The organism is Thermohalobaculum sp. (assembly GCF_058622915.1).
In genome coordinates, this window is record NZ_JBZSYN010000137.1 from 1 (window position 1) to 13,573 (window position 13,573).

Here is a 13,573-nt window from a genome sequence, read left to right on the forward strand (position 1 = left end):
CCTTGGCGACCAGATCGGGCATAGTTGGCGCGGCGCTCCTCCGGCGCGAATCAAAAGCGGGCCCAGCGGCCCGCCTGAGAAACCCGGTGGGGGTCTCGCCGCTCCGGCGAGGCCGCCGCGATGTTGACGCCCATATAAGCCTGACTTGAAAGGCTGGCAACCCCCTCCTCAGCGAGGCCGGTCTCGCCCCCTACCTCGCTGCCTGGCGTGCCGCGTCGCGGGTTTTCTGCCGAGGCGAGACGCCCGCCCGCTCGCGGGCGCGCAGCCGCTCGGTTTCCTCCGCGATATAGTCGCGGGTCAAAGGCACGACGTCGCGCTCGAGGCCGAGCTGGAGCTGCATCACGGCCAGCCGACCGGAGAGGAACGAGGCCTCGAAGCCGAGCAGATAGACCTCCCACATTCGGCAGAAGCGCTCGTCATACATCTCCTTCGCCGCCTCGCGGTTGGCCATGAAACGGTCGTACCAGCGGCCCAGCGTCGAGGCGTAGTGCTTGCGCCAGACCTCGAAGTCGAGCAGCCACAGCCGGGAGCGCTCAACCGCGGACATGGTCTCCGATGGCGTCGGCACGTAGCCGCCGGGGAAGATGTACTTCTGCACGAAGAGGTCCGTGTAGCTCCAGGATTTCATCGCCATGATGGAGTGGATCAGCGCGACGCCAGCCGGTGCAAGCCGGTCCCGCACCGAATTGAAATAGGTCGGGATATCCGGGGCGCCGACATGCTCCATCATTCCGACCGATACGATCCGGTCGAACCGGCCCTTGACGTCACGATAGTCCTGCAGCTCGAACTTGACGCGATTCTCGAGTCCGGCCAGCCGGGCGCGCTCACGCGCCACCTCAAGCTGGCGTTCGGCTAGCGTCACGCCGAGCACCTCGACGTCCGCCATCTGCGCCATGTAGATCGCCATGCCACCCCAGCCACAACCGATGTCGAGCACGCGCTGGCCCGGCCTCAGCCGGAGCTTCGCGGCAATGTGGCGCTTCTTGGCCTGCTGCGCCTGGTCGATGGTCTCCTCGCCGGTCGCGAAGTAGCCGCACGAGTACTGCATGTCGCTGTCGAGAAAGAGGCGGTAGAGGTCGTTGCCGATGTCATAGTGATGCGCGGCATTGCGCTGGGCACGGAAGGGGTTGTTGCGCGCAATGAACCGGCGCGTGACGTGGTCGATTTGCTGGAAAGCCCGCTCGATCGGCAAAGTGCCATTGCGCTCCACATTGACATTGTAGAGAGCGACCAGCTCGCGCAGCCCGCCCCGCTCGAAATTCAGCCGACCCTCCATGTAGGCTTCCGGGAAGGACAGGTCGGGTCCACGCAGGAACTTGCGGTCGAAGGCCGGGTCGGTGATGCGAATCGTGACTTCAGGGCCAGGCTCTTCACCGCCGAAGGTTTCGGACCGGCCGTCGGGGCCTATTAGGGTCAGCTCACCCACACGCACCAGACGGCGTAGATACCAGGGCAAAATGCGCATGTGCCTTCCTCGCAGAGACAAACAATCAGGGTGCGCCACGCATGGCGCCAAGGAACCAACGCGAATCAAGCAAAAAAGGCTGCATGGCGCAACTCGCGGCGCGAATCATACCGCCCGGCACGCACAGATCTTCGAGCCATAGGCCCCCGCCTGTGAACATCCGGCCGTCGGACCTCAAGCCGCGGTCAGGCCGCCGTCGATCACGAGTTCGGCGCCAGTGGTAAAGGCAGAGGCCGGCGAGAGCAGGTGGACCACGGCTGCGGCCACCTCCTCGGGCCTTGCCAGGCGCCGGAGCGGAATCGCCTCGGCCATCTTCGCCCGGCTGCGTGCGGGATCGTGTCCCTGACGCGCTATCTCCTCCACCATGGCGCCCGCGACGAAGGCGGGATGGACCGAGTTGCAGCGAATCGGCGGCTGGAGGCGGGCGCCGTGCAGCGCCACGGACTTGGTGAGAAGCCGCACGGCGCCCTTCGACGCGTTGTAGGCGGCAAGATTGGCGCCGCCGACGAGCCCGGAAACGGAGGAAAGATTGACGATGGCAGGTGCCAGGCTGCGCTTCAACAGGGGCCAGGCGGCGCGGCAGCCGAGGAAGGTGCCATCGGCATTGACGGCCATAACGCGGCGCCAGTCCGCAAGGCTGGTGTCCTCGATGCTGCCAAGCTGGACGACGCCTGCGTTGTTTACGAGGCCGTCGATGCGGCCGTGGCGGATTTCCAATTCAGCGACGGCGCGGGACCAGTCCTCCTCGGAGGTCACGTCATGGGCGAAATCGATACCCTCGCCAGCGCACAGGTCGGTCGCGACGACCGTACCTCCGGCCGAACCGATCGCGGCCGTGATGGCGCAGCCCAGCGTGCCGGCGGCTCCGGTGACCAGCACCACGTGGTCGGCGAGAATCACGACGCGGCCCGAAGCGACAATTGCGAATCGTAGCTTTCGGCGATTCGCTCGGCCAAGGCCGGCGTTGCCGGCGAGGGATCGGAGCTGAGCCGCAGCGCGATCCGGCAGGTGCCGACGTCGGGAAGCCCCTCGGCAGCGCGCACCGGCGCAAGCCCCGGCTCGAGGCGGCTGCGCGGGAGAAGCGCGATGGCGAGGTCGGCATGAACGGCGGCCTTGTGCGCTTCGTAGAATTCCGATGTGTAGACCACGCGGTAGGGTATGCGGGCCAGATCGAGCGCCTCAAGCGCGGCGCGGCGCCAACCGCAGCCGATGGCCGAAAGCGCCAGCGGCAGCGGTCGCGTGCGCGCCGCCCGCCCGCCCTCGCGGCCAACCCAAAGAAGCGGCTCCTGAACCAGGATATGGTCCGTGCTGCGCCAGGGCACATTGTAGCCGGGCGCAAGCACGGCCAGGTCGAGCCGGCCTTGCTCGAGCTTCGGCGCAAGCTCGGCGCTCGGACCCATGACCACGTCGACGGCCACGCGCGGATAGGAGCGGGCGAAGGCGGCAAGTACCGGCGACAGCCGTCGCATGCCTCCGAATTCGACCGTACCGAGGCGCACCTCACCGGTCAGCTGAGGCGCACGGAAGGCGTCCAGCGCCTCGCCGTGGATGTCCAAAATGCGTCGAGCATAGGCAATCAGGCGTTCGCCGTCAGTGGTGAGCTCCATCCCCTGCCGCGAGCGCTGGAACAGGTCACGGCCGAGAGTGTCCTCGAGCTTCTTGATTTGCATGGAGATGGCGCCCGGGGAGCGCGAAACGCGCCCCGCGGCAGCCGTCAACGAGCCAGTTTCGGCGATTGCGACCAGCATCTTCAGCACGTCAATGCCGAGTGTCGCGGCAGCGGACGGGATATGGGATTTTTCAGCCATGATTGATGTTCAGATTATCTAAAGCGTGATGTCAATGATTTTCGATTTAATGAACGCTAAAAAGGGACCATCCTTCGCACAGACAGGCTGGGAGGCAACGCGCCTCCGGCGTGAAAGGATTCGGGCGATGCACAGCATGCAAACGGAAATGTCACGATTCCGAGCGGACGAGGCACGCAGCCGCTTCGAGGCCGGGCCGCGTTCGAACAGGGCCGACCTGCTCCTTGCTGACACCGGGCTCGACAGGGGTGTCACGCAGCGGGCGCTGCGTCGTCCCGTCGGAGAGCCGGGGCTGGAAGGGCCTTGGCGCCTGTGGGTGCGCTCGATCGCGCTCGACGGTCTTTGCTAAATTCGGCGCTGTGTCGCCGGCTGCGAGGACGCCGTTGGGCTCAACAATAGACGCGAAGAAATGGAGACGACCGATGCTAATGGCACTGTGGAAAGGCGCGCTTCGCTGGCTCGAGGCGCATCGCGGGCGTGCCGGCTTGCGCGCCCTGCGGGATCAGGACGAGCGAACGTTCGCCGATATCGGCCTCAGGCGCGGTGAGCTGACCCGAGTACTGGATGCGACAATGCCAGACAGCGCGCTCGACTTTGCCTATCGCGATTCGGCCCGGCTGCGGGCAACATACGCGGTGCACTGAATCCGGGCGGTAAGCCGCGGGGCTGATCGGCGCCGCCTCAGGGCCGGCGAGGGGGTCGGCTGCCGCGCGCTCAGCCCAGGCCGGCCAGCCGGTCAGTGGCACGAACGAGTTCGCCGGCGATCCCGGGCTCGGAGAGTGCGTGTCCGCCGTCGTCGATGAGCCGCAGGGAGGCCGCCGGCCATGCCTTGGCGACGTGGTAAGCGGTCTCGGGCGGGCAGATCATGTCGTAGCGGCCCTGAACGATCACACCTGGAATGCCGGCTATGCGGTGCATGTCGCGCAGGACCTGTCCGTCCTGCTCGAGCCAGCCGCCATGGGCGAAGTAGTGGCTCTCGATGCGGGCGAAGGCGCGGGCGTAGTCGGCCTCGATGAATCCGGCGCGGGAGGGGCGGAGCGCGGCCGTCGCCGTCTCCCAGCGCACCCAGGGGCGGGCGAGGCGAAGCTGTTCGGCGAGATCCCCCTGGCTCAGGCGGCGGTAATAGGCGCCGATCAGGTCGCCGCGCTGCTCGGGCGGGATGGGGGCAATGAACTCGGCCCACTCGTCGGGGAAAAAGCGGGCCGCACCGCCGCCGTAGAACCAGTCCAGCTCGGCGCCGGTCATGGTGAAGATGCCGCGCAGCACCAGGGCTGTAACCGCGCGCGGGTGGCGCTGGGCGTAGAGCAGCCCCAGCGTCGAGCCCCAGGAGCCCCCGAACAACATCCATCGGGCAACGCCCAGATGGCGGCGCAGCCGTTCGATGTCGTCGACCAGATGCCAGGTGGTGTTGGCCTCGAGCCCGCCATGCGGGCGCGAGCGGCCGGTGCCGCGCTGGTCGAACAGCACGATCTGATAGCGCTTCGGGTCGAAGAAGCGGCGCATGAACGGGCTGATCCCCGCCCCGGGCCCGCCGTGCAGCACGAGCGCCGGCCGGCCCGAGGGGTTGCCGCAAAGCTCGACATAGAGTTCGTGGCCATCGCCGACCGGCAGGTGGAATCGCTCGTAGGGCTCGATCGCGGGATAGAGCCTTGGTGCGGTTCTCAGGTCGGGGCCTTGCAGCACGGGCACGGATCTCCTGTCGCGCGGGTCGCGCTGCCCTCGGGCAGCGCTTGCTTGGCGCGGGGCACTGCCCTGCACTATGTCACGGATGGGCGCGCATTCAAGCGCGGCCGGTGCGAAGGGGCAGGCATGCCGACGGACACAGGCGTCGATGCGGCCGAGATCGCCAAGTTCGAGGCGATGGCCGACGAATGGTGGGACACGCGGGGCAAGTTCCGCCCGCTGCACATGATGAACCCCTGCCGGCTGGGCTATGCGGTGGACCAGATCGCCGCCGAGCACGGGCGCGACCCGGCGCATCCCCAGCCCTTCGCGGGGCTGCGACTGCTCGACATCGGTTGCGGCGGCGGGCTCATGACCGAGCCGATGGCCCGGCTTGGCGCCGAGGTCGTGGGCGCCGACGCCGCCGAGAGGAACGTCGCCGTCGCCCGCCTGCATGCCGAGCGCATGGGGCTGGCCATCGACTACCGCGCCACCACGGCGGAGGCGCTGGCCGCGGCCGGCGAGACCTTCGACGCGGTGCTGAACCTGGAGGTGGTCGAGCACGTGCCCGATCCGGCGGCCTACATCGCCGCCTGCGCCGGGCTGCTCAGGCCGGGCGGCGTGATGATCACCTCGACCATCAACCGCACGGCCAAGAGCTATCTGCTGGCCATCGTCGGGGCCGAGCAGGTGCTGCGCTGGCTGCCGCGGGGCACGCATGACTGGGGGCGGTTCATCACGCCGGCGGAGCTCGGGGCGATGCTGGAGGGCGCGGGGCTCGATCCGGTGGACGCGAAGGGTTTCGTGTTCGACCCGCTCTCCTGGGCGTGGCGAGTCTCGGCCCGCGACCTTGCCGTGAACTACGTCACGACCGCCGTGAGGCGGGACTGACGGCGCCCGGCACCTGCGATCGAGCAGGCCAAAATCCGCCTGCGGGAGCTGCCGCCGCGGGTGTCCACATGTGGACACCTTCTAACCTGTTGATTTCATTGAGATCCTACTTTGGACCGCATTCATGGTTAACACTGCGTTGTGGTTGGGCCGCTGCCGCCCAAATGCGATCCGGCTTGTGGCCCACGCATCGAAAGGCGCCGGCGCGGCGCCAGGACACGAGCCGGTCGTCCTCGCGCCCGGCCATATGTCCCGGCATTCGAGGGGCAAAACGGGCACGGCCGGCGTGTAGCCGAAGGTCGCCCGAGCCCATCCGCAGCCTTTCGAACAACATCATGTGGTAGGTGTTCCCCATCCACCGCAATAGTAGTAGGGTGAACACGATGTGGTGGAGAGCCCCGGCGAGCACGGGCGTCCGGCCGGCAGGATCGCCAAGGGGCATGGTGGGCAAGCGGCGTGAGAACCATGCGTGACGGCGGGCCGGGACCCGCCCGGTTTTTCCACGATGCGCGCCGGTGCGCGCGCCGGCTTGACATGCGGCGCGAGAGGTGGCCTTCACCTCGCGCAGCCTTGGGCAAAGGGGCCCCGTGGATATCTCGGGGCAGGGATCACCGACTGGCGCATTTGTGCACGAGAGGCGTCGCAGTCGCGACGGCGGACAAAAAATGAAGGTTCACTCCCCCGAAGCGCAGAGCTTCCTGGTCGCCATCGGCGGCGCCGAGGACAAGACCTCGGACCTGCAGATCCTGCGGCGCGTGTTCTCGCTCGCGCCCGGGGACCGGCACGTGGTCGGGGTTCTCACAACCGCGAGCGGCATCCCCGACGAAGTGTTCCCCGCCTATCACGACGCCTTCCGGCGGCTGGGGGCGAGCGAGGTGCACCATCTCAACGTGCGCAACCGCGAGCAGGCTGGCACCGAGGAGAACGTGGCCACGGTCGGGCGCTGCGGCACCATCTTCATCAGCGGCGGCGACCAGTTGCGTCTGACCAACACGCTGGGCGGCTCGCCCCTGCTGCAGGCGATCCGCCAGCGCTATGCCGAGGGAGCCGTGGTGGCCGGCACCAGCGCCGGCGCGGCGGCGATGTCGGCCACGATGATCTACAACGGCGCGGCCTCGGACGCGCTGCGCAAGGGCTCGGTGAACATGAGCAGCGGGCTCGCCTTCATCGAAGGGGTGGTGATCGACAGCCACTTCCTGGAGCGCGGGCGCTTCAGCCGGCTGATGGAAGTCGGGGCGACGAACCCGGAATATATCGGCATCGGACTGGGCGAGGACGCCGGTGTGATCGCCCATGACGGCCGGATCCTAGAGGCCATCGGCAGCGGTCATGTCATCGTGGTTGACTCCTCTGGACTGCGGAGTTCTAATGTTGCAGAAATCAGCGATGGTGAACCGGTTGCGGTTGAGCACGTGGTAATGCATGCGCTGATAAACGGTTATGGATACCACGTCGAGGAGCACCGTTTTCTTCATCCTGAGGAGCTGAAGAAAATAATCTCGGGAGAAGAACTTGCGGATCGTGGAGGCACGCGCTCTTAGGGGGCCGAATTACTATAGCCGTTACCTGACAATTTACATGAAGCTGGATATCGGCGAGCTCGAGGAGCGGCCGAGCGACAAGGTGCCGGGACTGGCCGAGCGGTTGCGCGAGCTGATCCCCAGCCTCTACGAGCACCGCTGCTCGGTAGGCGAGCCCGGGGGCTTCCTGCAGCGCGTCGAATCGGGCACCTATGCGGGCCACGTGGTCGAGCACGTCGCCATCGAGCTGCAGAACCTGATCGGCTTCTCGGTCGGCTACGGCAAGACCATCGACACCGACGAGCGCGGCGTCTACGTGGTCTGCTTTCGCTACCGCGACGAGGCCTGCGGCCTGGCCGCCGGGCGCGAGGCGGTGGACCTGGTCGAGCGGCTGTTCAAAGGTGAGGAGGCGGACCTCGACGCCGCCATCGCGCGGCTCAAGGAAGTGCGCGACGCGAACATGCTGGGGCCCTCGACCGGCTCGATCGTGCAAGCGGCGGTCAAGCGCGGGATCCCGTATTACCGGCTGAGCGAGGGCACGAGCTACATCCAGCTCGGCCATGGAGTGAAGCAGAAGCGCTTCCAGGCCACGGTTACCCAGAACACCGGCATCATCGGCCACGCCATCGCCGACGACAAGGACTGGACCAAGCAGGTGCTTGGCGAGGCCGGCATTCCCGTGCCGCAGGGCCGCATCTGCTATTCCTGGGAGGAGATGCTCGAGGCCGCCGCGGCGATCGGCTATCCGCTGGCGACCAAGCCCCTGGTCGGCAACCACGGCCGCGGCGTCAGCACCAACATCACCAACGAGGAAGAACTGCGCGAGGGCTACGATGCCGCCTATGCGCGCCACGAGACGGTGGTGGTGGAGCAGTATGTCAGGGGCGAGGACCACCGGCTTCTGGTGATCGATGGCAAGCTGGTGGCCGCGGCACGGCGGCGCCCGGCACATGTGACCGGAGACGGCCGCGCGACGCTTCAACAGCTGATCGACCGCGAGAACGAGGACCCCAGGCGCGGGGTGGGGCACGAGAACCTGCTGACCCAGATCGTGGTCGACCAGCAGACCGAGCGGCTGGTGGCGCAGGCCGGGCTGACGTTCGACAGCGTGATCCCCGGAGGCGAGATCGTCTGGCTGAAATCGACCGCGAACATCTCGACCGGCGGCACCGCGACCGACCTGACCGACGACGTGCACCCCGAGGTGCGCTACGCCGCCGAGCGGATCGGGCGCATCATCGGGCTCGACATCATCGGCATCGACCTGTTGGCCGAGACGCTGACGCGCCCGCTGGACCAGCAGTCCGCCGGCGTGGTCGAGGTCAATGCGGGTCCGGGCTTTCGCATGCACATCTCGCCCACGCACGGGCCGGGCCGGGACGTGGGCGGGCATGTCGTGGACATGCTGTTCCCCGACACCGAGGACGACGGGCGCATCCCGATCGTCGCCATCACCGGGACCAACGGCAAGACCACGACGACGCGGCTGATCGCGCACCTGCTGCGCCAGGCCGGGCGGCGGCCGGGGCTGGCCTGCACCGGAGCGATCGAGATCGACAACCACGTTATCATGCGCGGCGACTATTCGGGCCCGCTGGCCGCCCAGACCGTGCTGAAGGAGCCGACCGTGGACCATGCCGTGCTGGAGGTGGCGCGCGGCGGCATCATGCGCCGAGGCCTAGGCTTCGACGCCTGCGACGTGGGCGTACTGCTCAACATCGCCAGCGACCACCTGGGCGAGCGCGACATCAACACGCTGGAGGAGCTGGCGCGCTGCAAGACCGTGGTGGTCGACGCCGTGAAGCCCGAGGGTCACTGCGTGCTGAACGCCGACGACCCGCTGGTGATGGACCAGGGCACCTACTGGTCGCGGGGCAGGATCATCTACTTCACCATGGACCCTCAGAACGCGGCCATGCGGCGCCACGCCGAGGCGCACGGCACCGTCTTCACCGTCAACGACGGGCGCATTGTCATGCGCCAGGGCCAGGTCGAGGCCGAGGTGATCGAGGTCAACGACGTGCCGATCGCCTTCGAGGGCTATGCGCCCTTCAACGTGCAGAATGCCATGGCGGCGGCAGCGGCCGGCTATGCGCTGGGGCTGACGCTGGGCGACATCCGCATGGGGTTGCAGACCTTCCACCCGACGCCGGGCCAGCTGCCGGGCCGGACCAACCTGATCCAGGCCGACGGCGTGCGCTGCCTGATCGACTATGGCCACAATGTGCCGGCGCTCGAGGCGCTCGAGCACCTGGTCGGCAACCTCACCGCCAAGCGCCGCATCGCCGCCGCCAGCGCGCCGGGCAACCGGCGCGACGAGGACCTGGTGGCGCTGGGCGCGCAGCTCGCCAGGATGCACGACGATCTGATCCTGTACGAGACCGACCCGCGCGGGCGCCATCCGGGCGAGGCGGTCGAGCTTCTGCGCCGGGGCGCGGAATCGGTGGGCGACGGCTGCCGCATCGAGGCGATGCCCGCCGAGGAGGAAGCGGTCGAGCGCGCCATGGACGCGGCCTCCGAGGGCGATCTGCTGGTCCTGCTGGTCGACGACATCGACGGCGTCATCCAGCGGCTGAAGGGGCGCAGCTTCCGCACGCCGGCGCCAGAGGGGGGCTGAGAGGTGCCGCCCAAGCGAATGCGGGCCGGCGCGTTCCGGCCCTGTGCGTGAAGGGGGGAGGTGCGGAACCTGCTGGCGCAAGCCACGTTTAAACGGAAACGATACAAGGGCAAAAGCAATGAACAAGAACGTGTTCGTGGTGGGGCTGAACGAGACCAACCGCCAGCGGCTGAAGACCCTGCGCGGCGCCGGCGAGATCGATTTCCATGGCGTCATCGACCCGGCCGCGGTCTACGAGACCGAGGAGTTCGACATCCCCGCGATGCTGGCCGAGTCCGAGCAGGCCCTCAAGCGCTTCGACGGCTCGGTCGATGCCATCGTCGGCTACATGGACTTCCCCGTCTCGACCATGCTGCCGATCCTGTGCAAGAAGTTCGGCACCCGCTCGACATCGCTCGAGAGCTTGCTCAAGTGCGAGCACAAGTACTGGAGCCGCTCGGTCCAGCGCGAGGCGATCCCCGAGCACGTGCCGAAGTTCACCTGGTTCGATCCCTTCGATGACAACGCGCTCAGGCGGATCGGCGAGTCCGATCTGCGCTTCCCCTTTTTCGTCAAGCCGATCAAGTCGTCGGGCTCGCGGCTCGGCTTCCGCATCGACAAGCCCGAGGACTTCGACTTCGCGATCGAGAAGTTCCGCGCCGAGATCGAGACCATCGCCGAGCCTTTTGACCACGTGCTCGAGCAGGCCGACCTGCCCGACGAGATCCGCGCCATCAGCGGGCGCTGCTGCATGGCCGAGCAGATCATCGGCGGCCGGCAGTGCACGGTCGAGGGCTATGTCTACAACGGCGAGGTCGTGCCCTACGGCATCGTCGACTCGATCCGCTATCCGCAGGTGCTGAGCTTCTTCTACTACATGTACCCCTCGAAGCTGCCCGAGCCGGTGCAGGAGAAGATGCGCGAGCTGACCAAGCGCATCATGAGCCATGTCGGCTTCGACAACTCGGCCTTCAACATCGAGTTCTTCTATGACGAGGTGGACGACCAGATCTGGCTGCTGGAGATCAACACGCGCATCTCGCAGTCGCATTGCGACCTGTTCGAGAAGGTCGACGGCATCAGCCACCAGCAGGTGACGGTGGACCTCGGGCTGGGGCGGCGCCCGGACATGCCGCACCGCGAGGGCGAGTTCGGCGTGGCCGCCAAGTTCTTCTACCGGGTGTTCTTCACCGACGCGACGGTGGCCACCGTGCCGACGGCCGAGGAGATCGAGGCCGCCGCCGGCAGGGTGCCGGGCACGCGGATCGCGCCGCAGGTGAAGCAGGGCATGCGGCTGTCGGACCTGCCGGAACAGGACGCCTACAGCTTCGCCGTGGCCTATATCTGGATGGGCGCGAACAAGCAGTCCTCGCTCTTGTGGAACTACGAGCGGGTGATGAAGAAGCTGGATTTCGAGTTTTCCGAAATCGACGAGTAGCGCTCGCCGCACGGCCCTCGAAGCGGCAGCGCCGGACAGGACCCGTCGGGCACCGTGTCTGGGCCGCACCGGGGCCGATCACATATGGACAAGATGCGGCAGACGTGGCACGCCCCGGGCGCGCCGCTATTTCGCATGGTGCCATCGCGAAAGGCGGTGCCGGGCAGGGGTCCCATGTGACGCGGTCCCCCTCGGCTCGGCGGGTGAGGAGATTTGCCCTTGGGCCCACTGTCGAACCTTGCCTACGCGCCGCTCGCCCTGGCGTTGCTGCCGGTTGCGCTGTGCGCCGCCTACACCCTGGCGGCGATCTTCAGCGTGCGCGCCTTTCGCGCCGAACGCACCGGCTCGGCCGCCTTTCGCCCGCCGGTCACGATCCTCAAGCCGGTCTGCGGGCTCGACGCCGATCTCGAGGAGAACCTGCGCTCGTTCTGCCTGCAGGACTATCCTGACTATCAGGTCGTCGTCGGCGTGGCCGCGGCGAGCGATCCCGCCGTCCCCGTCATCCGCCGGCTGATCGAGGAGCTTCCCGACGCCGACATAGCCCTCGTCGTCGACCCACGCGTGAGCGGCTCCAATCTCAAGGTCAGCAACCTCACGAACATGGACCGCGCGGCGCAGCATCCCTATCTGGTGATCGCCGACAGCGACATGCGGGTCGACGCGCACTATCTTGCCAGCGTCATCGCGCCCTTTGCCGACCCCGGGGTGGGGATGGTCACCTGCCTCTATGCCGGCCGGCCCGCGGGGGGCCTCGCCTCGCGGCTTGCCAGCATGTTCATCAACGAGCAGTTCCTGCCCTCGGTGCTGGTGAGCGCACGACTGGGCCCGATGCGGTTTGCCCTCGGCGCAACCATGGCGGTGCGGCGCGAGCTGCTCGAGCGGATCGGCGGCTTCGCGGCGCTGGCCGACTGCCTCGCCGACGACCACGTGCTGGGCAAGCGGGTCAGCGCGCTGGGCTACCGCGTGGCGCTGTCGGGCTATGTGGTCGAGAACGTGGTGCGCGAAGAGAACCTGGGCGCCCTGTTCCGCCACGAACTGAGATGGGCGCGGACGATCCGGGCCGTGGCGCCACTCGGCCACGCCTTCTCGATCCTGACCTATGGACTGCCCGTGGCGGTCCTGGACGCGGCGCTGTTGCAGGCGACGCTCGACTGGACCGCGCTGGGCGTGGCGCTGGTCGCCCTTGTGCTGGCGCTGCGGCTGTGGCTGCACGCAGCCGCGGCCCGGTCGCTGGGGCTGAGGCCCGGCGCCGGCGCCGCCTGGTTGGTGCCGTTGCGCGACCTCCTTGGATTTCTGGTCTGGAGCGCCAGTTTCGTCAGTAATAAGGTCGTGTGGCGCGACAGGACATTCACCGTGGATGCGGAGGGACTTATGAAACCGGTAAAAAGGTACGAGGCATGATGAGAACCCTGTTCCTCAACCCACCCTCCATCGATGGCTTCGATGGCGGGGCGGGTGCGCGCTATCAGGCACGGCGCGAGATCCGCTCGTTCTGGTATCCGACTTGGCTCGCCCAGCCGGCCGCGCTGGTGCCCGACAGCCGCCTGGTGGATGCGCCGGCGCGCGGCCTCTCGGTCGAGGACGTGGTGGCGATGGCCGGCGACTACGAGCTGGCCGTGCTGCACACCTCGACGCCCTCGTTCCAGTCGGATGTGAAGGTCGCCGAGGCGCTCAAGGCGGCCAATCCCGCACTGCTGCTGGGCTTCGTCGGCGCCCATGTCGCCGTGGCGCCAGAGGTCTCGGTCGCGGCCTCCGACGCCCTCGACTTCGTCGCCGGCAACGAGTTCGACTTCACCATCAAGGAAATCGCCGAGGGCCGGCCCCTGGCGGAGGTCCACGGCATCACCTGGAAGCGCGACGGGGAGGTGGTGCACAACGCCGAGCGCGAAATCCTGCACGACATGGACCAGCTGCCCTACGTCACCCCGGTCTACCATCGCGATCTGGTGCCTGAGGACTATTTCATCGGCTATCTCAAGCACCCCTACATGTCGCTCTACACGGGCCGCGGCTGCAAGTCGCGCTGCACCTTCTGCCTGTGGCCGCAGACCATCGGGGGCCATCTCTACCGCACGCGCAGCGCCGCCAACGTGGTCGAAGAAGAACTCGCGCACCTGCGGGAACAGCTCCTTGGCCAGCGCGATCTCCTCGACCACGTTGGCGGCGCTGCGCGTGCGGTAGAGATGGCCC

General features: G+C 67.5%; 12 protein-coding genes. 8 read left to right on the plus strand and 4 right to left on the minus strand.

Translation table 11 applies throughout. The features are described 5' to 3' along the window. Positions 1 to 190 precede the first annotated feature (190 nt). From AC32QD_RS10620 to AC32QD_RS10630, 3 genes are all read right to left on the minus strand, one after another. Complete coding sequence (locus tag AC32QD_RS10620) at positions 191 to 1,468, minus strand: class I SAM-dependent methyltransferase (protein ID WP_492010473.1); 1,278 nt, start codon at positions 1,466 to 1,468, stop codon at positions 191 to 193. A 174-nt stretch (positions 1,469 to 1,642) separates the two neighbouring features. After that, a complete protein-coding gene (locus AC32QD_RS10625) occupies positions 1,643 to 2,368 on the minus strand; it encodes an SDR family oxidoreductase (RefSeq protein WP_492010474.1) in 726 nt (241 codons plus the stop codon). Continuing rightward, positions 2,365 to 3,276, minus strand: a complete 912-nt coding sequence (locus AC32QD_RS10630) for a LysR family transcriptional regulator (protein ID WP_492010475.1) — start codon at positions 3,274 to 3,276, stop codon at positions 2,365 to 2,367. The genes AC32QD_RS10625 and AC32QD_RS10630 overlap by 4 nt, the downstream gene beginning before the upstream one ends. 148 nt (positions 3,277 to 3,424) lie before the next feature. Between AC32QD_RS10630 and AC32QD_RS10635 the strand changes: the two genes are divergently transcribed. Next, the gene (locus AC32QD_RS10635; protein WP_492010476.1) at positions 3,425 to 3,625 is read left to right on the plus strand and encodes a hypothetical protein; all 201 of its coding nucleotides are present in this window, start codon (positions 3,425 to 3,427) and stop codon (positions 3,623 to 3,625) included. A 73-nt stretch (positions 3,626 to 3,698) separates the two neighbouring features. Then, the gene (locus AC32QD_RS10640) at positions 3,699 to 3,920 is read left to right on the plus strand and encodes a hypothetical protein (RefSeq protein WP_492010477.1); all 222 of its coding nucleotides are present in this window, start codon (positions 3,699 to 3,701) and stop codon (positions 3,918 to 3,920) included. Positions 3,921 to 3,990: 70 nt separating this feature from the next. Here the strand turns inward: AC32QD_RS10640 and pip are convergent, their stop codons facing one another. After that, a complete protein-coding gene (pip, locus tag AC32QD_RS10645; RefSeq protein WP_492010478.1) occupies positions 3,991 to 4,959 on the minus strand; it encodes a prolyl aminopeptidase in 969 nt (322 codons plus the stop codon). A gap of 126 nt (positions 4,960 to 5,085) precedes the next feature. Between pip and ubiG the strand changes: the two genes are divergently transcribed. From ubiG to AC32QD_RS10675, 6 genes are all read left to right on the plus strand, one after another. Beyond that, entirely contained in the window at positions 5,086 to 5,829 is a 744-nt protein-coding gene (gene ubiG / locus AC32QD_RS10650) for a bifunctional 2-polyprenyl-6-hydroxyphenol methylase/3-demethylubiquinol 3-O-methyltransferase UbiG (RefSeq protein ID WP_492010479.1), read from the plus strand. Positions 5,830 to 6,494: 665 nt separating this feature from the next. Further along, positions 6,495 to 7,370, plus strand: a complete 876-nt coding sequence (locus AC32QD_RS10655; RefSeq protein WP_492010480.1) for a cyanophycinase — start codon at positions 6,495 to 6,497, stop codon at positions 7,368 to 7,370. Continuing rightward, complete coding sequence (gene cphA, locus AC32QD_RS10660) at positions 7,351 to 9,966, plus strand: cyanophycin synthetase (protein ID WP_492010484.1); 2,616 nt, start codon at positions 7,351 to 7,353, stop codon at positions 9,964 to 9,966. Before AC32QD_RS10655 ends, cphA begins: the two co-directional genes overlap by 20 nt. Positions 9,967 to 10,084: 118 nt before the next feature. After that, positions 10,085 to 11,383, plus strand: a complete 1,299-nt coding sequence (locus tag AC32QD_RS10665; protein WP_492010481.1) for an ATP-grasp domain-containing protein — start codon at positions 10,085 to 10,087, stop codon at positions 11,381 to 11,383. Positions 11,384 to 11,602: 219 nt separating this feature from the next. After that, a complete protein-coding gene (gene hpnI, locus AC32QD_RS10670; protein ID WP_492010482.1) occupies positions 11,603 to 12,784 on the plus strand; it encodes a bacteriohopanetetrol glucosamine biosynthesis glycosyltransferase HpnI in 1,182 nt (393 codons plus the stop codon). Beyond that, positions 12,781 to 13,573 (plus strand): hopanoid biosynthesis associated radical SAM protein HpnJ (locus AC32QD_RS10675; RefSeq protein ID WP_492010483.1); only part of this gene is annotated, 793 nt, incomplete at its 3' end. The genes hpnI and AC32QD_RS10675, both read left to right, overlap by 4 nt.

Coding starts and splice junctions, on each gene's coding strand:
- AC32QD_RS10620 (WP_492010473.1), bottom strand. CDS start 1,468: ATGCGCATTTTGCCCTGGTATCTACGCCGTCTGGTGCGTGTGGGTGAG.
- AC32QD_RS10630 (WP_492010475.1), bottom strand. CDS start 3,276: ATGGCTGAAAAATCCCATATCCCGTCCGCTGCCGCGACACTCGGCATT.
- AC32QD_RS10635 (WP_492010476.1), top strand. CDS start 3,425: ATGTCACGATTCCGAGCGGACGAGGCACGCAGCCGCTTCGAGGCCGGG.
- AC32QD_RS10640 (WP_492010477.1), top strand. CDS start 3,699: ATGCTAATGGCACTGTGGAAAGGCGCGCTTCGCTGGCTCGAGGCGCAT.
- ubiG (WP_492010479.1), top strand. CDS start 5,086: ATGCCGACGGACACAGGCGTCGATGCGGCCGAGATCGCCAAGTTCGAG.
- AC32QD_RS10655 (WP_492010480.1), top strand. CDS start 6,495: ATGAAGGTTCACTCCCCCGAAGCGCAGAGCTTCCTGGTCGCCATCGGC.
- AC32QD_RS10665 (WP_492010481.1), top strand. CDS start 10,085: ATGAACAAGAACGTGTTCGTGGTGGGGCTGAACGAGACCAACCGCCAG.